The 26,298-nt window shown below is 48.8% G+C and carries 19 protein-coding genes; all 19 read right to left on the reverse strand.

From position 1 onward, the window contains the following. Positions 1-45: 45 nt before the first annotated feature. The 19 genes from AC0YOA_RS26595 to AC0YOA_RS26685 all read right to left on the reverse strand — a co-directional run bounded on the left by AC0YOA_RS26595 (position 46) and on the right by AC0YOA_RS26685 (position 26,114). Positions 46-1,467, reverse strand: coding sequence for an ABC transporter substrate-binding protein (locus AC0YOA_RS26595; RefSeq protein ID WP_475789205.1), 1,422 nt, complete (start codon positions 1,465-1,467; stop codon positions 46-48). Positions 1,468-1,563: 96 nt separating this feature from the next. Then, complete coding sequence (locus tag AC0YOA_RS26600; protein ID WP_475789206.1) at positions 1,564-2,982, reverse strand: ABC transporter substrate-binding protein; 1,419 nt, start codon at positions 2,980-2,982, stop codon at positions 1,564-1,566. Between the two features lie 70 nt (positions 2,983-3,052). Beyond that, positions 3,053-4,804 carry a cache domain-containing sensor histidine kinase gene (locus tag AC0YOA_RS26605; RefSeq protein ID WP_475789207.1) on the reverse strand — a complete coding sequence of 584 codons (1,752 nt, stop codon included), beginning with the start codon at positions 4,802-4,804 and terminating at the stop codon, positions 3,053-3,055. A gap of 73 nt (positions 4,805-4,877) precedes the next feature. After that, positions 4,878-6,605: a response regulator transcription factor gene (locus AC0YOA_RS26610; protein WP_475789208.1), complete on the reverse strand. Its 1,728-nt coding sequence runs from the start codon at positions 6,603-6,605 to the stop codon at positions 4,878-4,880. Positions 6,606-7,150: 545 nt separating this feature from the next. After that, a complete protein-coding gene (locus AC0YOA_RS26615) occupies positions 7,151-7,942 on the reverse strand; it encodes a sugar phosphate isomerase/epimerase family protein (protein ID WP_475789209.1) in 792 nt (263 codons plus the stop codon). A gap of 49 nt (positions 7,943-7,991) precedes the next feature. Beyond that, positions 7,992-9,074 carry a Gfo/Idh/MocA family protein gene (locus tag AC0YOA_RS26620; RefSeq protein WP_475789210.1) on the reverse strand — a complete coding sequence of 361 codons (1,083 nt, stop codon included), beginning with the start codon at positions 9,072-9,074 and terminating at the stop codon, positions 7,992-7,994. 11 nt (positions 9,075-9,085) lie between these two features. After that, entirely contained in the window at positions 9,086-9,919 is an 834-nt protein-coding gene (locus AC0YOA_RS26625) for a phytanoyl-CoA dioxygenase family protein (protein WP_475789211.1), read from the reverse strand. A gap of 33 nt (positions 9,920-9,952) precedes the next feature. After that, positions 9,953-10,774, reverse strand: a complete 822-nt coding sequence (locus AC0YOA_RS26630; RefSeq protein WP_475789212.1) for a phytanoyl-CoA dioxygenase family protein — start codon at positions 10,772-10,774, stop codon at positions 9,953-9,955. Positions 10,775-10,794: 20 nt separating this feature from the next. Continuing rightward, complete coding sequence (locus AC0YOA_RS26635; RefSeq protein WP_475772789.1) at positions 10,795-11,682, reverse strand: carbohydrate ABC transporter permease; 888 nt, start codon at positions 11,680-11,682, stop codon at positions 10,795-10,797. A gap of 21 nt (positions 11,683-11,703) precedes the next feature. Then, entirely contained in the window at positions 11,704-12,594 is an 891-nt protein-coding gene (locus AC0YOA_RS26640) for an ABC transporter permease (protein WP_475789213.1), read from the reverse strand. 84 nt (positions 12,595-12,678) lie between these two features. Continuing rightward, positions 12,679-14,301 (reverse strand): extracellular solute-binding protein, encoded by a 1,623-nt coding sequence (locus AC0YOA_RS26645; RefSeq protein ID WP_475789214.1) that lies wholly within the window; start codon positions 14,299-14,301, stop codon positions 12,679-12,681. A gap of 150 nt (positions 14,302-14,451) precedes the next feature. Continuing rightward, positions 14,452-15,885, reverse strand: coding sequence for a response regulator transcription factor (locus AC0YOA_RS26650; protein ID WP_475789215.1), 1,434 nt, complete (start codon positions 15,883-15,885; stop codon positions 14,452-14,454). 1 nt (position 15,886) lies between these two features. After that, positions 15,887-17,614 (reverse strand): sensor histidine kinase, encoded by a 1,728-nt coding sequence (locus AC0YOA_RS26655; RefSeq protein WP_475789216.1) that lies wholly within the window; start codon positions 17,612-17,614, stop codon positions 15,887-15,889. Positions 17,615-18,137: 523 nt separating this feature from the next. Further along, entirely contained in the window at positions 18,138-19,262 is a 1,125-nt protein-coding gene (locus tag AC0YOA_RS26660; RefSeq protein WP_475789217.1) for a glycosyltransferase WbsX family protein, read from the reverse strand. Positions 19,263-19,314: 52 nt separating this feature from the next. Beyond that, entirely contained in the window at positions 19,315-20,205 is an 891-nt protein-coding gene (locus AC0YOA_RS26665) for a carbohydrate ABC transporter permease (RefSeq protein WP_475789218.1), read from the reverse strand. 16 nt (positions 20,206-20,221) lie between these two features. After that, the gene (locus AC0YOA_RS26670; RefSeq protein WP_475789219.1) at positions 20,222-21,172 is read right to left on the reverse strand and encodes an ABC transporter permease; all 951 of its coding nucleotides are present in this window, start codon (positions 21,170-21,172) and stop codon (positions 20,222-20,224) included. A 74-nt stretch (positions 21,173-21,246) separates the two neighbouring features. After that, positions 21,247-22,971, reverse strand: a complete 1,725-nt coding sequence (locus AC0YOA_RS26675) for an extracellular solute-binding protein (protein ID WP_475789220.1) — start codon at positions 22,969-22,971, stop codon at positions 21,247-21,249. A 104-nt stretch (positions 22,972-23,075) separates the two neighbouring features. Then, the gene (locus tag AC0YOA_RS26680; protein ID WP_475789221.1) at positions 23,076-24,374 is read right to left on the reverse strand and encodes a response regulator transcription factor; all 1,299 of its coding nucleotides are present in this window, start codon (positions 24,372-24,374) and stop codon (positions 23,076-23,078) included. An 18-nt stretch (positions 24,375-24,392) separates the two neighbouring features. Beyond that, complete coding sequence (locus tag AC0YOA_RS26685; protein WP_475789222.1) at positions 24,393-26,114, reverse strand: sensor histidine kinase; 1,722 nt, start codon at positions 26,112-26,114, stop codon at positions 24,393-24,395. Between the last annotated feature and the right edge of the window lie 184 nt (positions 26,115-26,298).

The raw sequence follows: 26,298 nt of genomic DNA on the forward strand, positions 1-26,298 counted from the left end.
AGGAAAGGGGCAGCTTCGTATCTACCCCTTTACCGATCTGATCATTTATTTGGCAGCTTCTAGTTTTTTCAATTCGTTATCCACATTCTTTTTTGCTTCATCAAGCAGTTTCTTGGGCTCGCCTTTCCCGTTCAGTGCTAAATCCGTCACACGGAATGTTTCATCCCACATTTTTTGACCTGCCGGGGTAACAGGGCGAGTATGCGCGGTTGGCATCAAATCCAGGAACACTTTCAATTTTGGATTATCCGCTATTTTTAGCTCCTCATTCACTTTCGGCATCGCTGTAATATCATTTCCGGCATCCGCACGTTTTCCCCAGAGCAGCGTACCTTCATAACCGCCGATATATTTGAGCAGCTCCCATGCTTCTTTAGGATGCTTGGCTCCTTTTGGCATAACCCAAGACCAGCCTCCTGCCCAGGTGGATTGAGCTTGTCCATCCTCTGCAGGCATCGGAGCGACGCCCCATTCAAATTTCGGTTTCACCTTTGCGTTATTGATCAAATCGTTCAATATCCAGTTTCCGTCAAACACAAATCCGACTTTCCCCGTCCAGAATGGATTGATTCCGGTTTTCCCCATTACGTCGTTGAAATTGTTAATTTTGGCCATGTCATACTTCTTCGCATAACCAGTCATCCATTCAAGCGCTTTCACGATTTGAGGGTCGTTCGGCGTTAATTCCTCGTCTTTTGCCCATTCCCCGCCAAAGTTCCATCCCTGGGTATATAAGAAGCCCTGATTCATCCAGGGAATTAACCCGACCTGCTCATACCCGCTGCTTGTTTTCTTGAATATCTTCTCAGCCGCCGCGTCAAGCTCGCTAATAGTAGTCGGTGGCTTCTCCGGGTCAAGACCGGCTTCTTTCATTAATGTTTTGTTGAAATACATCGCCCGGTTATCCGTGCCGAACGGCATAGCATATAATTCATTCTTGTAATTCCCTTCTGCCCAAACGCTGGGGTAATAATCATCAGCGGTAACCGTGCCGTCTGCGAGATAAGGAGTTAAGCTCTCGAGAGACCCCTTGGCTGCCCACGCTCCCGCCATAAAGCGATCGAGTAAGGCCACGTCCGGAGGCGTTCCTCCGGCAATCAGAGTCGTCAATTTCTCGGTCCCTTGTTCGGTAATGTATTTCACTTTGATGTTAGGATGCGTTTTCTCGAATTCACTAATAACAATCTTCGTATAATCCTGCTGGAACTTGCCGCCCCATGACCAAAAATCGAGCGTTACTTGCTTGCTGCTGTCTTTGCTATTCCCGTTATCGGCCCCGCTGTTTGCATCATCTCCATTTGCTGTACTGTCTCCGGTTTTTTTACTATTTCCATTTGATGTATTCGTTCCGCTTGCTTCATTCGTGCCCCCGCAGCCTGTTAATGCAATGGAAACTAATAGTGCAGCCACAACAAACATAATCATTTTGCTTTTAAATTGTAGAGTTTCAACACTCTTTTTCCTCACTTTCCAGCCTCCTCTTTAATCATCTCAATGGATATCTTTGACACCACCTTAGTGTAAACGCTTTAATTCAATTCGGTAATGTGCCTATGTTTGTATTTAGTGTAGTATTTTTGTTTTATGGGTACGCTCAATCTTCGACCCTTCCAATGCCTTCACTTTTGCAAGCTCAGCATCGAGATTCTTTTTCATTTCGCCCAGGAGGGCTTTTGGTTCACCCTGCAGATTGACTGCCAGCTTTTGTACGCGATACATCTCATCCCACATGAATCCGCCCACAGGCGTTACCGGACGAATATATGCATGCTCCAGCAGCTTGATGAATACGTTCATTTTTTCCTTCTTATCCAATCCAAGCTGTGCGTTCACTTCCGGAATACAGGTCAGATCATAATTGCTAGCCGGTCGGCCTGACCAAAGAAGCGCCCCCTCTTTACCAGCAATGAATTTAATAAACCTCCACGCCTGATCTTGGTTCCTGGCTCCTTTGGGCATAACGAAAGACCAGCCTCCCGCCCAAGTAACCGATTTGTTACCCTCTTCTGAAGGCATCGGCGCTACACCCCACTCAAAATTCGCCTTATCGATATCGTTAAGCAGCCAGTTGCCTTCAAAAATAAAACCTACTTTGCCGGACATGAACGGATTTTGTCCGCTTTGCCTCAAACTATTCGAGAAATTCGTCATTTTCTTGTTGTCATATTTCCTGGCATAGCTTTGAATCCACTCCAGCGCCTTGACAATTTGCGGATCGTTTGGCATAAGTTCTCCGTTCTTCTCCCATTGGCCGCCAAAGTTCCAACCATGCGTATATAAGAACCCCTGGGCCATCCAAGGTATAATACCAACCTGATCGTAACTTCCATTGCTGTTTTTTTTGAACATTTTTTCAGCCATTGCATCCAGCTCTGCTATCGTTGTCGGCGGTTTGTCCGGGTCAAGGCCCGCTTCCTGCATCATGGATTTGTTGTAAAACATAGCACGGCTGTCCATATTCCAAGGGAGGGCGTACGTTCTGCCCTTATATTGAGTTTCCGACCATACATTGGGGTAATAGAGGCTTGCCATATCATCCTGGACGGCATACCGGGTTAAATCCTCCAAAGAATCCATTTCAGCCCATTGTCCGACCATAAACCGGTCAAACATTGCTACATCCGGTGCCTGGCCTCCTGCAATCGCGGTCTGCAATTTATCCGAAGCCTGGGTATTATCAGAGTTTTCAACAAAAGTCATTTGGACTTTGATATCCGGATTAACCACTTCGAACGGTTTCACGACTGTATCGTAAAATTCTTTCTGAAATCCTCCTCCCCATGGAAACCAGAAGCTTATCGTTACAGGTTCGCTGCTCTTCTTTACATCACTCGAATCTCCATTGTCATTGGCCGTCCCCGTGTCCGCTTCCGAATATGAAAATTCTTTGCTGCTGCAAGCGGCCAATAACATGATTACGGCTATCATGAGGATAAGAATGGAAGATACACGGCTTTTCTCACCAAGTAAAAGCTCTCTCATCTTTACATAAATCCCCCTTACAATTAATGGAATACGTTGCATGTTGCGGCATCTTCTGCATGGAACGAGTTCAGCTGGCATGCTTAACCTGATCCCTCTTCGTGAGCGGTATCGTCATCGTAACCGTAGTACCTTCCCCGTACCGGCTGTGGATCTCAATCCCGTACTGAGGCCCGTATGCGATTTTAATCTGTGAATTAATGTTTCGCAGCGCAAAATTCCGATTATCCTGCGGTTCCCCACCTTTTAATAAAAGCTGCAGCTCGGACAACTTATCGTCCGATATCCCGGCCCCATCGTCAGCTACAATGAACTTCAAGCAATTGCATTCCCGAATAAATGCTACATCAAGCCTGCCTTTGCCAGTCTTTTTCTCCAGCCCATGATAAATCGCGTTCTCTACGATAGGTTGAAATATAAATTTAAGCGCCTTAAAATCCGCAAGCGATGTGTCTGCTTTCAAGAGAAGAGTGAACTTATCCTGATAGCGAACCTTCTGAATCATGATATAGCTATCGATCAACTGTACGACCTCACTGACGTACACCTCATCCCTGCCTTCGCTGAGACTCAACCGCAAATACCTGGATAACCCAAAGACCATAGTGCTGATATCGTCCACCTTGTTAATCCGTGCAATCCAGTGTACCGAATCCAGCGTATTGTATAGAAAATGAGCGTTAATCTGAGAGCCGAGCATCTTGAGCTGAAGATCCTGCTCCAACAACTTCTGCACATATAGTTCATTGATTAATTCCTTGATATGAGCGACCATCTCGTTAAAATGAATAAACAAGTAACCGAATTCATCTTCCCGCTTGTCCTCGAGACGTACATCGAAATCGCCGTTTTTCGCTTTATGCATTGCCCGAATCATCTTCTGCAGCGGCCGGTGAACCGTCGAAGCAATAATTAAGGCCAACAGGATACCGATTGCGGAAAACAGGACTCCGAGCGATAACATGTAGAAGCGGATATCGTTCGCTTCCTTCATCAACTCAGAGCCGCGGAGCATACCTACTAGAGTCCAGGGGGCTGTTTCCAACTTGTTGTAAACAACGAGCACCTTTTCTCCATCGATTCGTTTGCTGAATATACCCTGATGCTTTTGTTCCAATTGAACGCTAAGCATACTGGATAAGCGTATGCCGTCCTTGTCGCCGACAATCTGACCGGTTCCGTCGATAATGACATTCATGCCCGATCCGTCGTAGTCGATTTCCGATAGAATATCCATAATCTCTTTGGGATCTATCTCATATAACGTAACACCGATAATTTCTCCGCGGCTATTAAAATCCTTCTCCGCCCGCCCGAAGCAGAACACGGGCCCGGATTCCGCCTTCCATGGCGTAATAAACGACTTACGGATACCGAAGTAAACCGCTTGTCCGTCTGCTTCGCGAATTTGTTTGTACCAGAGCTCGAGGGAATGATCGTAAATATAGGGATTATAGGCAGGGGTTGAATCTCTAGGCGAGTAATGATAGGAGAAGCCTTTCTCGCCAAACAAGTAAACGCTATCCACATCGTTTCTTGAATTGACCAGATTAGATAGAAAGGCCGTATTGCTATTGTTGTTCTCGATTCGTTCCATTTCGTCAGACAGCTCTCCATCCAGCTGCTTCTGAATTTCCTTGTTGCCTACGACCAGCAGCGAGCGATCCTCGTATCCTTCGATGATTTTCTCAATCCGTTTACTCATTTGCTGGACATTCTGAAGAGCCATTCCGCCAATCTTGTTCTCCATCATCTCGGTGGATTTGACATAAGAGAGATAGCCCATCACCGTAATAATGATAAGCATACTGGCGACATACAACCCAAAGACCCTCATGCCTACGTTGGTAAGCTTTATTCTCCTAATGAATGCCACAGTCCTGATTCCTCCTCTTCTACATACCGTGGTTGCGGAACTGAGCTGGTGTCATCCCTTCATATTCTTTGAATATTTTGACAAAATGCCGAAAGTCCTTATAACCTACGCGATCTGCTATCTCATAAATCTTAAGCAGCGTCTGCTCGAGCAGCTCCTTTGCTTTTGCTATCCGAATCCGAATGAGATAACGGCTAAGCGTTTCCCCAACCTCTGCGTGAAACAGCCTGCTGAAATAAGAGGGGTTCAAATATATATGTTCCGCTACACTATTGAGGCTAATGCCAAGGTGATAATTGTCATGAATGTAACGTAGTGCTGTTTCGATGATGCGTTTCTGTCCAGACACAGACACAGTGGTATTCTTTGTTAAAAAGACACTCATGATCGTGGATTTCCATTCATTAAGGGGACACCGATAAAGCTGAAGCTTCTGTTGATGAGTAACGCTGAAGGGTTCTGAGGTATACTTAGCGGCGCATAGTTCTCGCCATTTGGAAAGAAGAATACCGATATACAAGTTCATCTCGCATCGAACCGCAATGGCGGAAGTTTGTTTGATCAGCTCTCTTAGATGCTCAGTCTGATCGTCAAGCAGCTCGGAACATTTATGTTCATCCATCAGCTTCAGGGCGTGCAGCAGACGATTAGAGCGTGCAGCATCCAGCGCTTCTGGTTTAATCGTTGCGACGGGTATGCTCCCTGCAAAGGATACTGACTGTCGCGCCCCCGGCATTTGGAATGCAGCATACGCTGCCGGCAATGGATATTGTGGAGGCGCATTGACATCCATATAACTGTTTTCCATGATTGCCGGGCCGTAGACATGACCGGATTCTTCAAATAAATAACCCGTACTGTTTGTAAGCGCTTCCTTAAATGCGGAATAAAGATTCTTTCTATCCGAAATATCGCTGATCCCAATGGTAATTCGGATGCCCAGATATTTTTGTGCTCCTTCGATGACACGATAAGCACATCTGAATAATTGCTCATACATTGTCGGCTTGTCATGTTCTTGTGGAGAAACAATCAGCGCCAAATCAAGAAACTCGTTCTCATGTAAAGGACATGCGATGCATCGCATGCCATCGCCTGAAATCATCTCCTCCATCAGATTGCCAAGAGCGTATCGAATAAGCGAGCATTCCTTCTCATTCATGTCTCGTTCACCCCATTCGTGCACTACGGCAGCCAAAATAACGAGGCGATTCGGATCCAGTTCAATCTGGAACGTTTTCCATTTGATCTGTAATTCGTTGTCCGGCATAGGTTGGGTTAGACACATTTCCAAATGCTTCTGTTTTGCGAGTGGTAAACTCTCTCTAATCCGGCTTGACAATTCTTCCAAGCGGTATGAATCCTCCTTCTTTTTCATGATTTCGCAGACACACCGTTCAATGATCTCAAGCATCACCTTCTCCTCAATCGGCTTGAGAATATAATCGAACGCACCGAGTTTGACAGCTTTTTGGGCATATGCGAAGTCGCTGAATCCGCTAATAAAGATCACCTTAATATCTGTGCCGCGTAATTTTAGCTCTTCAATTAATTCCAACCCATTCATGGAGGGCATTTTAATATCGGAAATAACGATATCCGGGATATTGTCATCGATCAGCATGAGTGCCTTCCGTCCATCTTCGGCTTCTCCAATAAGTTGGATACCGTATGCCCCCCAGTCTATGGTTTGTTTCAAACCTTCCCGGATCCAAAGCTCATCATCCACAATTATGAGTTTAAACATTCAAGTGTCCTCCTTAATCTATCGATATCTTTGGTATGTCGCTTCCGTTTCCGTCATATCCCCCCTTCCCCCATCCCTCTGCCGTTGTGACCCATTTTACAGAAGCGAAAGGATTTATATAATGTGCATATTTTTGGATTTGGTGTACTATTTTTACTTCACGATTTTGGTTGCATGGGCAGTCATCTCCAATATCCCTATATATTCGTTAAGGAGTCCTATAGTCTGTCTACTTTATTCTCATACAACTAATATAGCTTGGCAAGTATTCCCAGCCCCATTGTAGCGGTAGGTTAATGGGCACACATATGGACGCCCTACATCTTCCGCATACACAAAGGGACTGATTCCGGACCGGGCACAGCCCCAGTTCAGCAAAAAGAGCCGGCTGCAACAGCCGGCTCTTGGGCAAATATTTATGAATGCTTTTAACTTGTGCGAAAAGATTTCACTGTGTGGTTATTCCCGCTTCCGGTCCCCTTCCGATATTGATAAAAAAGGGACATTTGCCGTTTAAGCAAATGCCCCTCTCGCTTGTCTGTCTCCTACTGGATGAACCGCTTCAAAAATTCAACCGATCTTCTGACATCTTCGGCCATTGTCCGCACAGGCCGGTTCTCTTCGTTATGCAGCAGCTCAAAGGCCAGCCAGCCGTTATATCCGATATCCAACAGTGCTTGAAGCAGCTTCTCCATATCGATGTCCCCTTCAAGGAGATCTTCCGTTGGAGTCTGCCCCCGTTGATTTCTTAAATGGAAGGCATCGATTCTTTCCGGGTAGGTCCGAATCCATTCAATCGGGTCGTATCCCGCAGCATGCGCCCATCCCGTGTCCACGCATAGTCCCACATCTGCTCTGGCGTACTCAATAACGCTGCGCAGGTCGCCTTCCGCATTATGCTTCTCATCCGCATGATTATGCAGGCTGACCTTCAGCCCCCATTCTTCTGCGGCAGCGGATATGCGCGACAAATGCTCGCCTTGCCGTTTAAATTCGTCCTCTGTTTTTGGGAGCGCAGCTCCCCACCCGCCTTTGGGATCCGCATTTACAATCAGATCCGTCCCTCCGGCCTCCGCCAGCCTTCGGGCCAAGGGCATGATGCTCTCCTCGAAAGGAATCGCCGGTTCATGAAGATTAAGCCCGATATAGGCACCGGAGACGGATAAACCGTACATCCGGGCCAGACTTACGAGCTCCGGCTCCGGATCAATTTCAACGGCGTTCATCCCGGCTGCCACACACTCCCGGAATATTTCATCCCAGGAGGCCTCTCTTCGGTCGAACCGGTATCGTTCATGCCAACCGTACATCGCGGTCGAAAATCCTTTTATGATCATCCCTCAACTCTCCTTTTACCTTCCGGTGACAGGCGCATTTGATAACCTCCTATAACACGGAATGGGGCACCGTCTGCGGCGTTCCTGATTCTGCGCAATCATAGATGGCCTGCAGGCATTGAAAATTAAAAACCGCTTGCTCATTAATGGTTGCTTGCGAGTCCAGTCCTTTGACTTTCAGATAAAAGTAATAGATCGGATGGTCCATAACGGTAAAGGGGCCGTTATGGGCCATTTGGTTCTCCGTCGTTTCCACTTGCCCTTCTTTATCCCGTTTGTAATCAATCTGATCAGTTTCAAAATACGGCGACCACTTCACCGCACCCAGCGTGCCTTCCAGCTCAACATGATGATACGGTTCGCCGTGCGTGCAGGATGCCCGCTCATATTGAACCCATACGGATTTGCCGCCGGCAAGACAATACTTCAGCATCGCGCCGACATGACCCTCGACATCGTATTTCGTATCCGCCGGATCGGCTTGCGTTACAGGCTTGCTTGTCCAGGCTGCAGCAACTTCAATCGACTCAGGCTGCAGCAGATCATTGAGCACTGTGAAATCATAAGGACCCCAGTCCATCAGAATCCCGCCCGCGCTCTTGGCGCGGTCCAGAAACCATTTGCTCTCCTTCTGGTATTCCACGCCCGCCCGGGCGCGCTGGTTCCGGTATACGAATGTCACCTTATAAACCTCGCCCAATGTTTGCGAGTGGAGCATCGATTTGATTTCTTCGGTCTTGGAAAGGCCCAGGAAGCGGTCGCTGCAGCATCCCAGCATGCGGTTATGCCGTTTTGCGGTCTCTAGCAGCACCTTGGCTTCCTGGCCGTTCATCACCAGCGGTTTCTCGCATAATACATGACGGCCGGATTCCAGCGCCATCCGCGATAATTCAAAGTGCGTGAACGGAGGCGTGCCGACTATGACGATATCGTCCTCTCTCGCCGGCTCAGCAAGCATCGTACGCGCATCAGAATAGCTTTTCGCCTCGGGAAACATTTCTGTGAACCCCGCAAGCGCCTGCGCGTTCGGATCTGCAACCTTCAGCTCCACAGGCTCGCCAGCGGGAAGCTTGCGTATGGCCTCCGCGTGATACCGGCCGATTACACCTGCGCCAATAAGATAAATTCTCATTATATCCTCCATTACTCCCAGGGCATCTTGGCCGGGAAACCGATTTTCTCCATGCGGAACGCTTCCTTGGCTTTCTGCGGCAGCTGATCATATGTTTCTTGCGGGATCGGAATATAAGAGCCTCCGCCATACCAGCTCTTGTTAAAAATCATGGCCAGATTCGTACGGCGGTCGTTGGAGATGTTCGGGGTTCCGCGATGCCACATCCGGATATCGCGAATCACAATCGAACCGGCGGACATGAGCACCTTCTCGGAAAGCATATGTTCAGCCGCACGCACGATATGCAGATGCGGATTCACGCTTCCGTCCAGCGTGTCGTGGTTTGCCCGGTCCGGATTCAGATGTGTACCGCCAGGCCAAACCTCAAGAGGCCCGTTCTCTTCCGTAACATCGACCAGCGGAATATTTACAACCAGGCTGAAGGTCGGCAGCGGAATCGACAAATCCGGGAAGAGAGGCATGATGTCACAATGTACATGCTGGTAGTCGGAGCCCGGCATCGGCGTGTCCGAAGCCAAATACGTACAGCGGTTGTCAGCGCCGAGAATGCTGTCTAGCACGGCTGTGGCAATCGGATTGCAAATAATCTCCTCGTCGATGAAAGGCTGCATGAATGGGAGAAACATTTGCGCGCGATTCGTCCCCGTATTGAAGCCTTTACGTTCAATAAATTCATCGAAAAGCGGATCGAACGATTTGCGGATATGGGCGATTTTCTCATCGCTCAGCACTTTTTCGAATAGAATATACCCATTGGTATTTACCTGCTCAACCGCAATTTCCAATGTCTCCGGATTTAATTGTCTGGTCGAACGTTCTTGTTCCGTCAGTTGAATTTTCATTTGAATTCCTCCATTTATTCGATTTAATATCATTCACAATTTCGGGAAGTAGGCATTATCGAAAGGCTGCCCTTCTTTGGGCCGCGGTCCAAGCAGGCGGATGTTATCGACATTCTGCCCTTTGTTCCGGTAAACCGTATTCCCCGGCATCAGATGCGCAACGACTGACAGACGCGGATGATCGGACAGATTAGGGCCCGAAGCGTGCAGCGTATACGCATGATGAAAGCTCACTTCTCCCGCCTTCAGGATCATCGGCACCTCGCTCCACACCCGCCCCTCCTTGGCGAACCGCTCCTTCAAGGAATCCAGATCCTGATCGAAGAACGAATCACTGGCGGGGATCAGTCCCCACTTGTGCGAACCCGGAACGACAAGCATGCAGCCGTTCTGTACCTCCGTATCCTGCAGCGCCACCCAAGCCGTCACCAGATTAGCGGTATCCGTGCATTGCCAATAGGCATAATCCTGATGCCAGCCCACATTCCCGGATTTCTCCGCGGCCTGCTGCCCGGTTCCCGGTTTATAAATGACCTGGTCGTACCACAGCCTCGCTTCGCCAGTGCCCATTAACTGCGCCGCGATCTGCCCAAGCTGCGGGCTGGTAACCGCTTCTCTCACTTCATCGTTAATCCACCAGGCATTGTCCATCTTCCGAAGCTGAAGCGGATTGCCGTTCGAATGCCAGTCTGACAGTGGAAAGCCGTCCCCGTCATAATCACCGTCCCAAATACGGTCATGGGCTCTCTGCAACCGTTCCAGCTGTTCGTCATTGAAGATCCGGCCGCTTATCCAGTATCCGTTCTCCCGATAGAACGCGAGTTCTTCCCCTGTCAGTTGAATTTGTCCGTTCATACCTGTCCTCCCTGGGCGTTCTATTCCTTGACTGAGCCGAGCATGATGCCGTGAATAAAATATCTTTGCAGGAATGGATAAATAAGAAGAATCGGAAGCATGCCGATCACGATTTTCGCCGCATTCAACGTTTGATTGGACAGCCTTTTGAACATTTCAATCTTTTCTGCCGAGGATACATTTTGCAGATTCGTTTGAACGACAAACTGTTGAATATACGTTTGAAGCGGATATTTATCCATACTCCGCATAAATACGAGACCGTCAAAAAAGGAATTCCAATGGCTGACAATGCTGAACAATGTGACTGTGGCCAACGCCGGCGTGGACAGAGGTATGAATACCTTCATCAGCATGTACCATGGACCTGCTCCATCGATATAGCCCGCTTCCGATAATTCCTTGGGAATGCTCCGGAAGAAATTCATCAGCAGAATAACGTTGAATACCGGTACCGCAGTCGGGAGCACCAGAGCCCAAATGGTGTCGAACATTCCCAAGTATTTCATCAAAATATAGAGAGGAATGATCCCGCCGCTGAACAGCATTGTCACAATGATGAACCACATGTACAGATCACGGGAACGAAATTCCGCGACCTGACGGGATAGCGGGTATGCCATTGATACTGTTATCACAAAATTGATGATGCCGCCTACCAGCACCCGCTTCACGGATATGAAAAAAGAACCGAGAAAATTTTTGTCGTTCAATATCGTGTCATACGCAAAGGTGTTGAAACCGACGGGCCACAAGGTCACTTTACCCGCTGCCGCTGCCGCTTTATCACTAAAGGATACTGCGACCGTATACAAAATCGGAGCCAATGAGAGAACAGCTATAACGGTCATAAGGAGGTATAAAGTGCCTCGTGACAGACGCGCCGTCCCTGTTTTGTTACGAACCATGAGCTTGCCACCCCTTTCTGGTTAAAAGATGCGATAATTGGCAAATCTGCTGGCCAACCGGTACGAGATGAAAATCAAGATCAATGCGATTACCGATTTCATTAATCCAACCGCAGTCGCCAAACCAAATTGGGCTTGTACAATACCAACGCGATACACGTACGTATCGATAATATCGCCAGAGTCATACACGAGCGGATTGTACAAATTGAAGATCTGATCGAATCCGGCATTCAAGATGTTTCCGATGCTCAACGTTCCGAGAAGCACGATGGTCGGTGCAATGCCCGGCAGCGTAACATGTCTTAATTTTTGCAGCCATGAGGCACCATCGATTTCAGCCGCTTCGTATAAGGTCAGGCTGATTCCGGTCAGAGCCGCCAGGTAGATAATCGCATTAAAACCGAATTCCTTCCAAACATCGCTTGATATGATAATCCACGGAAACAGGGTATTGCTTCCAAGGAACATAATAGGCTCCATGCCAAAAGCTTGCAGCGCATTATTAACCACCCCGTCGAGCGAGAGAAGATCGATTATAATGCCGGATAAAATAACCCAGGACAAGAAGTGCGGCAAATAGACGATCGTCTGCACCCAGCGTTTGAAGGCTACTTTCCTTACTTCGTTCAATAGAATGGCGAAAATCAACGGCAGGACGCTATTGGCGATAATCTTCCAAAAAGCGATATTAATGGTGTTGAAAAAGATCGTTTTGCTGTCGCGCATATCAAATAAATAGTTAAAGTTTTCCAATCCAACCCAGGGCGATTTCGTAAAGCCCAGCCCCATTTTGAAATCCTTAAAGGCGAGCACAATGCCGACCATCGGAATGACACTAAAAATAATAAGCAGAATCATTCCCGGCAATAACATCATGTGGTAGTGCTTCTGAAAAGTATTATGCTTCATCCTATTAACGCCTCATTTCCTGAAGAAACAGCAGAGGGACATAAAGCGCCGGTCCATCCTTGGCGCTTTATGCAATCCATTGGATTATTTCTGTATTTCTTCCTCAATCTCTTTAATAATCGTATCGCCGCCTTCGGCTTTCCAGTCCTCCACGAACTTATCGAACGCATCCAAATCCAGGCTTCCCAGCACGATTTTATAGAACGTTTCGTTTTCCAGCTTCTGCAGGTTGGCCCACCGCCGCTCCATCGTTTTGGTTGAAGCGCTGAATACGGGATCGATCGCATTCATTTCCAGCTCCAGCACGCCCGCTCCTACCAAATAAGCCTGAGGCGCTGCCCAATCGTCGGCATTCGCTTTTGGATTTGCCTTATCCTTGAGCGCCTGCTCGTATACCAATTGCATTTCCCCGTCCAATTCTTCCGGCTTCACCTTGCCTGCCAATGCATCGAGAAGCAGCTCGTGTTTCTTCGTTGCGGCATCAGGGTAATCCGTAATCATCGTAAGCGGCCAAAGGGAATGTCCGACGATCAGATTTTTGGCCTTCTCATCCGGTGTATGCGACACCTGATCATACATATTGGCATAGACGACAGCCGCTTCCGGATGCTTGAAGCCCTTCTTGACGACGAGGTAAGACTGGGCTGCAGGCAGTGACGAGATATTGTACTTGCCATCCTTATCCCCAATCATGTAAGCCCGCCAATCCGCCTTCGGGTCATTCTTTACTGAGGCGGTCAGCGCCCAGGGCGTCCACCAGGGACCGAAGAACGCGCCTCCTTTGCCGCTGGCTACAAGCTCATCCGGACTTTTCCTCAGCGCGAATTCCTTATCGATAAGACCTTCCTTGTACATATCGCGGATAACGCTCAGCGCTTCCTTGGCTCCAGGCATCGTCGAGCCGTATACGATATTGCCTGCTTCATCCTTTACCCAGGTCAAGGGATACGAATTGAATGCATTGAAGATCCCTTTGAAATCATGCAGGCCGCCGCCCTGGGCGGAGAGCGTTACGTTGTTGCCGGTTAAGCCGATCGTGTCGGCGGCGCCGTTTCCGTCAGGATCCTTCTCCACGAACGCTTTGAGCACGGCCCTCAATTCCTCAATGTTCTTAGGCGGCTGAAGGCCCAGCTTGTCCAGCCAATCCTGACGGACCCAGAGCATAGAAGGGGCATCGGCTTGAATGCCCACGCTTGGCAGCGCCAGCAATTTCCCGCCGTAGGTCGCGGCGTCTATCACCTTGTTGTCGGTAGCCTGGTAGAACTTCCGGATTTCCGGCGTCACGTATTTCTCGTACACATCCGTCAAATCTTCAAGCTGATCCGATGCCGCCATGGCGCGGAATGTCTTCTCATCCACTACCATCATGTCGGGCATGTCGTTGCTTGCGACGGCAAGCTGCATCTTTTGATCATAATCGGTCGAAGAAGCGTACCACATGACCTTGGTTTTAATGTTCGTTTTTTCATAAACGTACCGGGTATACTCATTGTCCTCGATCGTCTCGCCTTCCTTCATGGTCAGGTCCGGAAGGACGGACTTGATGATCTGAATCTCTACCGGCTCAGGCAAACGAAACGGATCCACAGGCGTATTGTCGGATGCTTGCTGCCCACCCGTGTTTGTATCAGAGGCGTTATTGCTGCTGCATCCCGCAAAAACAAGAGAGGCGGCCAACACAAGGCCGAGCATTTTCACAACTTTCATATTCTCCCACCCTTTTTTGGATTGAATATTTTGCTAGCGTTTTCATTATAAAAGAAAAAAACTCCCGTCGGGAGCTCAAGCGTCCATAATCTCGTATACGATCGTACTTATATATACGTCCTCTATCCCTATCTAAAAGATGATTTATGGCTATTTTTTGGATGATAGTGCACCCCGCTGCTTCTGGCGGTATTCGCTTGGCGTCAGACCCGTCTGCTCGCGGAATAACCGGCTGAAATATTTTTCATTCGGGTAACCGGTTCTCTCCGCGATCATCACGATCGGGATTCCCGTCTGTGCGAGCAGCTCCTCCGCTTTGGCAATCCGCCGGTCGCGGACATATTCATTGAAGGGCTTCCCGATAATATCCTTGAAGCATTGGCTGAAATAGCTGCGGCTCATGTGAACCGTGCTGGCCATTTCGACAAGACCGGTCTGCAGCGTAATATCCTGTGCAATCAGGTCGGCCGCCTTGAGAATGCTGTCCACGATCGACCCGGAGTACATTGATTTATTCGTTAAGGCGATCATGCTCCGCCGCGTCTCGCGGAGCCATTCCTCCCACTCGTACCAATACAATAAGCTGCCGATCCGGTAGCTTCCGGATATCGTATCGGCGGAGAGCGTCCGTTCCCATTCCCGTACAGCGGAGTAGAAGATACTCTCCAGCCTCTCCTTCGGCAGCCGCATCAGCTTCAGATCAGTCAACCACTCGTTGAATACCAGATCATTGTTTACCCAGCTGAGCGATGACCACCGTTTATGCATTTCACGCACATCGTCTTCGAACACGATCGGCCAGTTCTCCTGCTCCGATACAATAGAGATATCGTACAGCCGCTTACCTGCCTCCAATTCGTACAGCAATCCCCGGCTGCGGAATTCCCTCAGCCATTTGACGGCCTCTCCTCTGTCGAAGCCCTCAATATCGGGCAGTCGTATCAGGACAATATCGGGCTCGACCTGCAGCCGTTCCGGCAAATCCTCACCCTGCAGCGACAAGGCATCGCTATCGCCTTGGACCCACAGCCATATATCCTGTTCCACTTCCGTCATAAAGTCTCCCGGCCTAACCGGCAGCCGTTTAGTCCATTCGCTGTCCTGCCGGGGAGTCAGGGATAATAAGACAAGACCGGTCCCGCTCTGAAATTGAAGCTTCTCGTTCTCCTCCGGCAGGAACCGGCCCGCTGGCGGACGTTTCCCGGTTTCTTCGGCAATCCTCCCCATAATGCGCGCAAGCACATCCTCCATTTTCTCTTTTTCCAGCTGCGTCTTCACGATATAGTCGATTGCGCCGAGCCGGAGCGATTCTTGAATATATTCGAAATCCTGATGGAACGTCAGGACGATCAACCAAATATCCGGGAAGCGGATGCGGACGGTGCGCATTAATTCGATGCCCGACATGACCGGCATGGCCAAATCGGTAACGAGCATATGGACATCATTATTCTGCAGAAATTGAAGGGCTGCCTCGCCATTAGCCGCTTCTCCGATAACCTGCAGCCCGAATTGCCCCCAGGGCATCAGAACCATCAGCCCTTTGCGGACCAATTTATCATCATCCACGATCAATACGTTCATCTCAAACACCAGCCTTTTGTAAAGGAATGCGAAGCAGAACGGTGGTACCTCCGCTCTCGTTGCTTTTCATTTGTATTACGGCTTCCGATCCATATCGCGATGACAGCACGCGCTTGACGTAATTGATACCGATGCCAAACCCCATCTTCTTGTTCTCGCCGCGCTCATTATGAAGCAGCTTATGAATGGTTTCCCCGGATAACCCGATTCCGTTATCGGTTACCGAGAGGACGACATGGGACGATCCTTCCAGGTTGACCCGCACCTGTATCACCCCATCGTCTCCCAATCCGTGATATAAGGCGTTCTCCACAAGAGGCTGCAGAATAAACTTGGGAATGTCCAGATTTTCGATGGTTGCGTCAGCATCAATTTCCACGCCAAAGCGAAAATCATAGCGTATCTGCTGCAAATTCAAATATTCCTTCAGTGCGCCGATCTCCTGCCGGATCGTCGTTTCTTGTCCCTGCTTGTCCAGATTGTAATGGAGCAGCTTGTTGAGTGACGTAACAAGACCGTCGATCTCGTCCTGGCCGTTCAGGCGCGCAAGCCAGCAAACCGTATCGAGAGTATTATAGAGAAAATGCGGATTGATCTGGTACATCAGCTTTTCGACCTCAAGGTCGGCTTTTCGTTTCTCCTTCTGCTCCACTTCGGCAAGCAGCTCCCAGATCCGCCTGCGCATATTCCAAAATTGATGCAGCAGATGATCGAACTCGGGAATTTGCGAAGTCTTAATCTCAGAATGAAAGTTTTTGTTTGTCAGCTGCATGATCTCTTTATTGAATTTCGTAAGAGGCACGTACACCATCCGCCAGAGCAGCCAGCCAAGCAGCAGACTGACGGCAATCGACAATAGGGAGAAGCCGGCAAACTGCCTGATCCATTCCGATATTTCCTTGCTGTACTCCGACTGCGGGATGACGGAAACAACGCTCCAGCCCTGATTGCTGACATTCCGAAATAAATAATATCCCTTATGCTTCAAGGATTTGCCCGGTACATTCTCGTCCGGATACATCGTGCCGACAGGAAAATCAGCCGGATTCTCGCTGTAGCTGACCAAACCCTGATCATTGACGATCAGATGGTCGACCTGCATGCCATCCTGGCTGCTCTCCAATATTTTCTCGGCAAATTTGAATCCGGTTTCAATATATACGTACACATCGTCCCGATCCGGGATATTGGCCTGCCGGAAGACGGAGATGACGTTATTGTCGTCAAACCGGTTGCTGGCTTTGTGCGGACCATAATAAGTGATGCTGTCATACTGCTGCAGAATGGGCAAGCTGTCCAAATCGAAATCTTTTTTGATCGGGAAGTTCTCAAATAAAAAGCGATGGTCGTTCTTAAAATAATAGAAGGTCAGCCCGATCGACGGATTGGCAAAGTTAATAATATTGAGCTCGTTGACGAGCTCCTTCTCCAATCGCGATTTTTCATATACATCCGCTGTATCCAGATAGTTTTGTAAATCTTGTCCAATACTTCCGTTAAATGCTAGCTGCTGTGTAACATGATTCAGGTTGGATAACGTGTTCTCCAGCGAAAGTTCAACCTGCTGCAAGTTATTTTGCACGCCTGACTCGATTTTGTTGTCCAGCATGGAATACATTTTATAGTACGAAAGAGTTCCAATTAAGGCCAACGGGATAAGCGAGCTGGTCAGAATAATGATGAGAAGCCGCTTCTTCAGGGATAGCCTGGTCAATAAGCTGCGGTTCAATGAATGCGCCTCCAAAACTCTATGAATTAATTAAATAGATTCCTATAAGGTGGAAAAAAAGACGTCTCTTCTTAGCCGCGAGGCTGATTGTGCAGCCCACGAGAGACGTCCTTCAAGAAAGTTATGGTCAGTATATCAAAACATCAGCACATTCGACAATCATTTCCCGGTGCCCGTCAGGAGCTCTATGCAGCCCCGGCCCATACCGGTCGTAAACTTCGTTGCTGTAAAAACTTGCCTGCAGGCCATCGTAAGTCCAAGGCCTATCCCATCTCGATAGCCAAAACCATTCCCCGGGAATGCTGCCCGATCGCGCGCGCCAAAAAGGCAGCCGGTTGAACCCGGCTGCCTCTGTCACGTGATAAAAAAGTCTGGAACCGGCTGCTTTGTTGAATTAATGGAGTCCGACGCATCGCTTGAAAAATACGAAAAAAGCAGGTGTGAAACCATCAAAAATTACCATATAAAGGAAGTTTACTACTCTCTCGGCCACGTCTCTTCTATATAACAGAAGTTGGCCCTGTTACTTCTTGAAGGTTTGCTTCACTGCCTCAAGATAGCCGTACCCATATAGGTCATCCGGTTGAAGATAACTGGTTTCCGTCCATTCGTTCCAGCTGTTAATGGTGATCAGCGGAGGCTGCCCTGGATGACTGTCGGCATATTGCTTGGCCAGCTGAAGCGCCTTTTGCACATTGTCCGGCGTGTTCTGCTTCACAATGCCGGGACGGAATTCCTGAAATCGCGGATTGTTGTCCCATCCGATTGAAATATGCGGGAAATAAGGAATGTCAGAGGCTTGGTCAATCCGCTGCCATTCCTGAACGACATCCTTCATAATGTCACCATAGTCTCTGTCGATATTTGCAAAATGCACAAACTGATAGTGGGACAAGCTGTCAAATCCCAGCAGAGTGACAACTTCGCTTGTCGTTGCCTCTTTGCCGCCATCGACGCCGCTAAGATTGAAACTCATCTCGCTCCATAGGGTCAATTGAAGATGAAGTCCCGGAAGCCCTTCCTCTACCGCCCGGTTTCGGAACCATTCGAACGCGTCTTTGGTTGCGCTTGCTCCTCCCAAGCCCTTCATTAAATTTGCCAGATCGTAAATCATAAATACAGGCTTGCCGTCGATGGTGTAGTATGACGGGTGTTTGAAGTATTCGGCGATCAACCGGTTGGCAATTCGTTCGAACTCGGGCCGATCAACCGACGCCTCCCAGATGACCGTATCCTGCATATGAGAAAGCCGGATATCCCATGTATGATTGACGTCGTGATTCGCCCACATCAAGTAAAATTTAACCCTGTCATTGTTTCGCGCTTTCAAGTAGCCGTTATTTAAACACTGCTCCAGGAAAGGCCGCTTGTCATACCAATACCAGTCATAGATAAACACATTGACTCCGTGGTCTGCCGCAGCATTAATTTGCATTTCCATCACATAAGGATCCGCTTCATTAACATATCCCCATAAAGGTTTCCTCGGCCAATCGTGTTCCGGAAATTTTCTCACGGCATTTTTGACGGACTGCCACTCTCCGATTCCTTCCGGCCAGAACATCCTGGTTCTGGGTTCGTCCCCCGTATAAGCCGGCCAGACATAAGCGGCTACATCATAGTTATTCATGTTCTTCATGTTCTTCATGCGAAGCCCTCCTGATATAAACGTATGAAAAGCAATAGTTTCCAAACTGGCATCAACCCTTCACGCTGCCGAGTACAATACCTTTCATAAAATACTTCTGAAGAAACGGATACACGGCCAGAATCGGAGCTGCCGCGATAAAAATCTGCGCCGATTTCAATGTGCGGTCGGACACCTGGGACAACGTCTTGAGTTCCTCCTGCGAGGCGGTCGTAAACAGGGACATATCGCGGTTGACGATGATCGTCTGCAGATAGGATTGCAGTGGATAATGATCCGGCGAGCTCATCAGTATCAGCCCGTCAAACCAGGAGTTCCAGTGCCCTACACAGGTAAAGAGCACTAATGTCGCAAGAGCCGGCTTCGAAAGCGGCAAATAAATTCGACTTAGAATGGTCCAATGACCCGCGCCGTCGATGAAGGCCGATTCGCCGATCTCCTTCGGGAGCTGACGGAAAAAGTTAAGCAAAATGATGACGTTGAATACAGGGACCGCACCCGGCAGAATCAGCGCCCACACCGAGTCCAGCAGGCCAAGCTGCTTAACTGTCATATACCAGGGAATGAGTCCGCCGCTGAAAATGATCGTGATAAACAGGTACCACGAATAAACATTCCGCCCATACAGATCACCGCGTTCCTTTGACAAAGGATAGGCCGCGAAAATAGTCAACAGCATATTGACAGAAACGCCGAGTGCCACACGCTCCAGCGTTACAAGGAAGGAGGTGAGAAACTGCGGATTATTAAGTGCATATTTATAAGAGCTTAGGTTAATGTCGACAGGCCATAGCGTCACCTCTCCGGCAGCAGCTGCGGTACTGCTGCTGAAGGACACGGCCAACACGTGGATAATCGGAAAAATACATAGCAGCGCACTGGCAGCAAGGAGTAGATAATTTATGCCTTCGAATACTTTGCCGCCGAACGTTTGGTGATGCATGCTGCACGCTCCTTTGTCAGAAAATGCGATAGCCTGCGAATTTGGAGGCAAGCTTGTAGCCCGCGACGATGAAAACAAACGAAACGACTGATTTGAACAGCCCGACCGCGGTAGCAACGCCATATTGGCTGTTCAGCAATCCGATCCGGTAAACGAATGTATCCAGGATGTCGCCGGTCTTGTATACGACGGGGCTGTACAGATTGAACACTTGCTCGAAGCCTGCGTTCAGCACGTTGCCGAGACTGAGCGTCGCCATCAGCACAACAATGGGCATAATACCCGGAATGGTGACATGCAGCACTTGACGGAAACGGCTGGCGCCGTCCATGACGGCAGCCTCGTAGAGCGAGGTGTTAATGGATGTGATCGCCGCCAGATAAATAATCGTCCCGTAGCCGAACTCCTTCCAAACATCGGTAACGACCAGGATATAAGGGAATATTCTCTCGTTTGCCAGGAAAAAAACAGGTTCGATTCCCATTCCTTTCAGCATGAAGCTGATGATGCCGTCAGTCGGGGACAAAATATCAACCAGGATGCCCGACAGAATGACCCAGGACAAAAAGTGCGGAATATAAATCAGCGTCTGAATGGATCGCTTGACGAAGCTGCGGCGTACCATATCAAGCAATATCGCAAATATGACGGGTACGAGCAGCCCGAAAATGATCTTCAGCAGCGCGATAAAGATCGTATTCCAGAGCACCTGCATCGTCTCCGGCATCGCATAAACATAGTCAAAGTTCTCGAGGCCGACGAATTTCGAGTTAAAGAACCCTTTCGTCGGATTGTAGTTCTGAAATGCGATCAGTATGCCAACCATCGGATAGTAGCTGAAGACCGCGACCAGCAGAATACACGGGAGCAGCATGAGATGCATTGGAAACTGCTGCCTGAATTTCGCTGCGGCACGCGCACGTTTGGTATAACTACCGGTTTGAGCCGCGGTTTGTCTAATCGCCATTCCCTTTACACTCCCCGTTCTATTTATAGCCGGTTGAAGGAGCGATTTCATCCATCCAACCGGCTTCGTTGACCTTACTTGGCTGCATTGACTTCTTTGGTAATGTCGTCCCCGCCGAGCTTCTTCCATTTCGTCACGTAAGCGTCGAACTCATCGACGGGCGCCGTTCCCATAATGATTTTCGTGAACGTCTCGTCGCGCATCTGCTTAAGCGTCGCTCCCTTTTGAGTAGTCGAGTCCGTATCGGTTTTGATATAGCCGTTTTGCAAAAAAAGATTATTCTTGTCGTAGTAGTCGATCACGTTGAATGCGCTGTTGTCGTGACCCGCCCAAGCGTAGGCGCTCCAGAGCTTATTATCGCCAGCCTTGTACTTCTCGATCTGTTCCACGTTATCCTTGACCCAGTAATTCTCCAAGACCGATTGATCCTTTTCCTTGAAATACTTGTTCACGCTCTGATGGATGAACAGGTTCTGCTGCGGGTAGAACGTCGACATAGTGGCCAATTGAAAGCTTTGATCCGGCGCTTTTTCGAGCTCGCCGTTCTTGCCGTGATAAGCGGGATCGAATTCCGGGCTGATCGCCGGGTCTTTGGCATAGAAATAATTGTAAAGCTTGATCGCTGCTTCCGGATTTTTCATATTCTTGTTGACGACGTAGAACGTGCCTGCAGAGCCGTTAATCATCGGCTTGGCGGGTACACTGTCTGCTGAAACGACCGGGAACGCCTGCCAATCCGCTTTCGGGTCCTTGTTCTTCGCATCCTGCAGCGGGTAGAACGGGTTGAAATGCTGGCCGAATTGCATTCCGACTTTGCCAGCCGTTACCGACTCGGCGACCTTCGCGGTGTCTTTGACGGAAAATTCCTTGTCGATATATCCGTTCTTGTACAGTTCCGCCACCTTGGCGAGTGCGCTCTTGATTTGCGGCTGTATCCCCCCAAAGACAAGATTGCCCGATCCGTCATCTATCCACCCGTTAATGTAACCGTGATAGCCCTCGAAGAAACCGTCAAGCCCGGCAAAACCGCCCATCAAGTCCTTCACGAGCCCAAGTCCGTAGGTATCATTGACTCCGTTCTGGTCCGGATCGTTTTTAGTGAACGCCTCCGCGATTTTCATTACATCGTCCATTGTCTTTGGAGGCTCCAGACCGAGAATTTTCAGCCAATCCGTCCGGATCCAAATCATCGATGCTGCATCAATAGCCCCATTCAGCTGCGGGAGACCCATCAGTTTGCCTTCCACAGTAGCCTGATTTAAACCGATTTGCTTGTCGGCTTCCATCATTTCCTTTGTAAAATCGGAGGCGTACTGATCAAACAGTTTCGTGATATCCATGGCCACACCCGTATCAACCAGCATCTTGAATTGACGTGAGTTGGCAGGGATGATGTCCGGCAAATCGTTTGCAGAAATCGCCACGTTCATTTTTTGTTCCATTTGTGCCCCGGGTACCGTCCAGAGATAGTTGACCTTGATTCCCAATTCCTTCTCATAGCCTCGGGTCCATATATTGTCGCTCGCAACATCGGGCTTGATGGCGACGGCTTTCTGGACCTGATCGCTTAAGCCCATAACCGATGTAACGGTAATCGGAGGTTCGTATATTCCCTTCGCGTCTTCGCCATTAGTGACGGCTGCTTCCCCCGTGTTGTCGTTCGATGTATTGCTTGCTTGCGATGAATCATCGCTTTCTTTGTTCGTTGTCGCGTTATCTCCGCAGGCCGTAAGAACCAGAATTGCAGCCGTCAGGACAGCAATAAGGAAAATTTTGGTGTATGAAACTTTCTTCTTCATGCACGTTCCCCTTTAATCATTATTTACAGTGGCCACCGTGTTTTCATTATAGAAAAGATTAAAGCGTTTTCATATCATCATTTCTTTACGCCCCATTCATTTGTTTACCTGCAAAATGCATCTCTGTAATCCTGTGGGGCGAGACCCGTCAACTTCTTGAAGGAACGGGCAAAGTTCGAAGCAGAACCATATCCGAGCGATGCTGCAATGTCGTGGATGCGGTTCTCAGAATCAGCCAGCAGCTGCTTGGCCCGGTCCAGCCGGACAGTCTGGATGAATTCGGAAAGGTTAAGACCGGTTTGTTGTTTAAAGAAGCGGGACAGATAGGTTGGATTGAAATGAACAAGCTCCGCAAGCCTCACAAGAGAAATATCCTCGTGAAGATGCGCGTCAATATAGACTTTGACCTTAGTGACAATATCCTGGGACCGTGACTCCTGCTTATCGGTACGAAGCATCTCCGTACCTGCACCCAATCGGTAATCAAGAAGGAGAGCGAGCGATTGATACGCTTCCGCAATCCGCTCCCATTCAATAGTCTCCGTGCAGACCGCAAACGAAACCGTCCGCTCCGTCGTTTCCTTTGCTGCCCTCTGGATGGTTTCGAGCGTTTCACGGATGAACAGTCCGATTTGCTCATCCCGATGGCCGGAGAATTCAGACCCGTTGCTTGTATTTTTCGCCTGCAGGAGCCATGCCATCAGATTCGAACCGGAAGCGGTCATGACACTCTCCACAAGTGGCGAAAAATACTGCTCGGCAATCAGACGGATCGTTTCGACCGATGCCTTCCTGGCCATATATCCTGACGGAACCGGCGGGAATGGCGTGTCGAATCGGCAGACGGCCATCCAGACCGGCTTGAAGGGATTGAGAGGCAGGCCGATCCGCATCAGCTCTTCGGCAATGGCGGGACCAGCCTCCATCTCTTTGCATAGCGCGGCTGCCAGCATGTCCTGCAGCATCATCTCGTTCAATACCTGAAGCCTTTTTTCCGCCTCGGCAATCAACGCTTCGGCACGAAGCGACCGCTCAATCTCCGCTATGGTCTGCCGAGCGGCCTCCCTTACCTTGCCATACCCTTCCGTTTTCAGAATATATCGGACTGCACCGTTCTCCATGGCGTGATGCGCGTAGTCAAACTCCTTAAAACCGGTTAAAAAGATCACACGGCAGGATGGCCAATTGCTTCTAACATGATGAAGCAAGCCGATTCCATCCAGGCCAGGCATACGAATATCCGAAATGATAATATCGACTTTCATCCGGCCCAACAGCTCGAGCGCTCCCTTCCCGGAATAGACGCGATGCACATCCATTTCCCATTCACCGCAATCCTTGAAATCTTCATACAAGCCGTCGGCGATAATCGGTTCATCATCGACTATCAAAAGCGTATACATCGGAATCCCCCTTCTTGTTCAGATTGTTGCCAGCCGGATCGTTACCACAACACCGAACTTGCCGCTTGCAATGCTGAGACCGCACCCGTTCCCGAGAAGCAGCCTGATCCGCCGGTGTATATTGATCAAGCCTGTGACTTCCGCGTGTTCGTTCGATTCTATATCGGACTCGAATTTGCGGAGCTGTTCGTCTGTCATCGGTGCCCCGTTATTCGCCGCTTCAATGAGCAATCCGTCTTTCTCCGGAAGGAACCGGACGTTCAGCAGACCGTTCTCTTCCAGATTCTCCAGACCATGCTCGAAAGCGTTCTCAATAATGGGCTGCAGAATTAACCGCGGCACAACTACGTTTGCATAGGCCGGCGGCAGCTCGCCGAACTCCACCCGGATTCTGTTGGAGAATCGCATCGACTGTATGTCGCAATAGGTTCGTGCGTGGTTTACTTCCTGCTCAAGGGTTACCTCATCCGAAGCATTTCTGGTTACAAATTGGAAATATTCCCCCAGCTGAAGCTGAAATTTCATTAATTGCTCATATTCGCCCCGCCTGGTCATCGTGTAAAGGATAAAAAAACTGTTATAGAGAAAATGCGGGTTTATCTGGGCTTGCAGCTGCTTCAGCTCCGCCCGCTGCACCATGATGGTCTGCTTATAATTCTGGTCGATCAGCGATCGCAACCGTCCGAGCATAGAATTGAATCTGTCATAGAGAAAACCAAACTCGTCTTCATAGCGATGACCGATCGAGAAATCCATGTCTCCTTTTTCAAGCCGTTTAAACCCTCTGATCAGAGTATGCAGCGGCATCCTGATAAAGCGGAGAATCGTCAGCGAAAAAAGAATGATGATCAATAGTACCCCAACAGAAAGCAGCCAGAACGAGAATTCGTATTTTCCCAGCCCGGCAAACAGAGAGCTTTCCGGAATATAGCTGACCAGTGTAAGACCCATATAGGATGAAGTGCGGTAAATATAAAGGTAACGCTCTCCTTTAATCGTAATTGAACCGCTGCCGCTGTCGGAAATGCCTATCAGCACGCGGATACGTTCCTGAGTTGGCGCTGCTCTGTTGTCTGAAATCAGCAAATGCTTGCGGGCATCCACAAGGAATGAACCGCTATTCTCGTTCAGGTTGAATTGCTGCAGAGACTCCTTGAGCCGGGGGAGGGATAGCTTGATCTGCACAGCATATAAAGGCTGAGGGCTTTTCTTGATGTAGTTGGGCGGAAAAAAAGCGTTAAGAAGCAGCTGCTCATCACTATAAATCAACTGCGAAGGAGTCGAATTGTCGAAGAACGTCATCCATTTCAAATCCGATTCCTGCAAATCTTCTATACTGCCTTCTGCAGGAATTGTCCGCCCTATGGATGGAATGTAGGCGATTACATTTTCAATGTAATTACTGCCGTTTTTAATCGCACTCAGCCTCTGCTGCAGCTTGTTTAAATAATAGCCGCGTTCGTAATTGTCCATGAACGGAACACTATTGGCCAGCCGGTTAATATCGTCATTGTAAAGCGTATCAGACTGTACCAGCTTGAGTCCCTGAATCTCCTTTTCGAGTTTATCCAGATAGTAGGACATCTGGGCTGCCTTTGTATTGAGTATTTCCCTTTTGATCGCGGTAACGCCCCATTTGTACATACTGATGCCGATTCCGTACAGCGGTACCATAACGATCAGAAAGGTAAGAACAAGCCGTATAAATATCGATCTTCGCCAAAAACCGACTATCTTCAAAGGCCATCTCCTTCCTTAATACTAAAATATTCCCTCCCTTATTAAGCCATAAGTTACCGAAAAACACAGCCCCCTGTTAGAGCTCCTCTGCCTGGAAAGATAGAAATGCGTATGTAAAATCATTGGTGTAAGCTCCAAAACTATATAAAATGGAAGTAGACGAGAGGTTGATATGAATGCAAAT

Source organism: Paenibacillus sp. JT22N12, assembly GCF_056269365.1.

What these genes read in the sequence shown, in the direction of transcription:
- AC0YOA_RS26615 (WP_475789209.1), bottom strand. Translation starts at nt 7,942, where the DNA reads ATGATCATAAAAGGATTTTCGACCGCGATGTACGGTTGGCATGAACGA.
- AC0YOA_RS26665 (WP_475789218.1), bottom strand. Translation starts at nt 20,205, where the DNA reads ATGCATCACCAAACGTTCGGCGGCAAAGTATTCGAAGGCATAAATTAT.
- AC0YOA_RS26645 (WP_475789214.1), bottom strand. Translation starts at nt 14,301, where the DNA reads ATGAAAGTTGTGAAAATGCTCGGCCTTGTGTTGGCCGCCTCTCTTGTT.
- AC0YOA_RS26625 (WP_475789211.1), bottom strand. Translation starts at nt 9,919, where the DNA reads ATGAAAATTCAACTGACGGAACAAGAACGTTCGACCAGACAATTAAAT.
- AC0YOA_RS26670 (WP_475789219.1), bottom strand. Translation starts at nt 21,172, where the DNA reads ATGGCGATTAGACAAACCGCGGCTCAAACCGGTAGTTATACCAAACGT.
- AC0YOA_RS26630 (WP_475789212.1), bottom strand. Translation starts at nt 10,774, where the DNA reads ATGAACGGACAAATTCAACTGACAGGGGAAGAACTCGCGTTCTATCGG.
- AC0YOA_RS26680 (WP_475789221.1), bottom strand. Translation starts at nt 24,374, where the DNA reads ATGTATACGCTTTTGATAGTCGATGATGAACCGATTATCGCCGACGGC.
- AC0YOA_RS26610 (WP_475789208.1), bottom strand. Translation starts at nt 6,605, where the DNA reads ATGTTTAAACTCATAATTGTGGATGATGAGCTTTGGATCCGGGAAGGT.
- AC0YOA_RS26635 (WP_475772789.1), bottom strand. Translation starts at nt 11,682, where the DNA reads ATGGTTCGTAACAAAACAGGGACGGCGCGTCTGTCACGAGGCACTTTA.
- AC0YOA_RS26600 (WP_475789206.1), bottom strand. Translation starts at nt 2,982, where the DNA reads ATGAGAGAGCTTTTACTTGGTGAGAAAAGCCGTGTATCTTCCATTCTT.
- AC0YOA_RS26675 (WP_475789220.1), bottom strand. Translation starts at nt 22,971, where the DNA reads ATGAAGAAGAAAGTTTCATACACCAAAATTTTCCTTATTGCTGTCCTG.
- AC0YOA_RS26620 (WP_475789210.1), bottom strand. Translation starts at nt 9,074, where the DNA reads ATGAGAATTTATCTTATTGGCGCAGGTGTAATCGGCCGGTATCACGCG.
- AC0YOA_RS26660 (WP_475789217.1), bottom strand. Translation starts at nt 19,262, where the DNA reads ATGAAGAACATGAAGAACATGAATAACTATGATGTAGCCGCTTATGTC.
- AC0YOA_RS26650 (WP_475789215.1), bottom strand. Translation starts at nt 15,885, where the DNA reads ATGAACGTATTGATCGTGGATGATGATAAATTGGTCCGCAAAGGGCTG.
- AC0YOA_RS26640 (WP_475789213.1), bottom strand. Translation starts at nt 12,594, where the DNA reads ATGAAGCATAATACTTTTCAGAAGCACTACCACATGATGTTATTGCCG.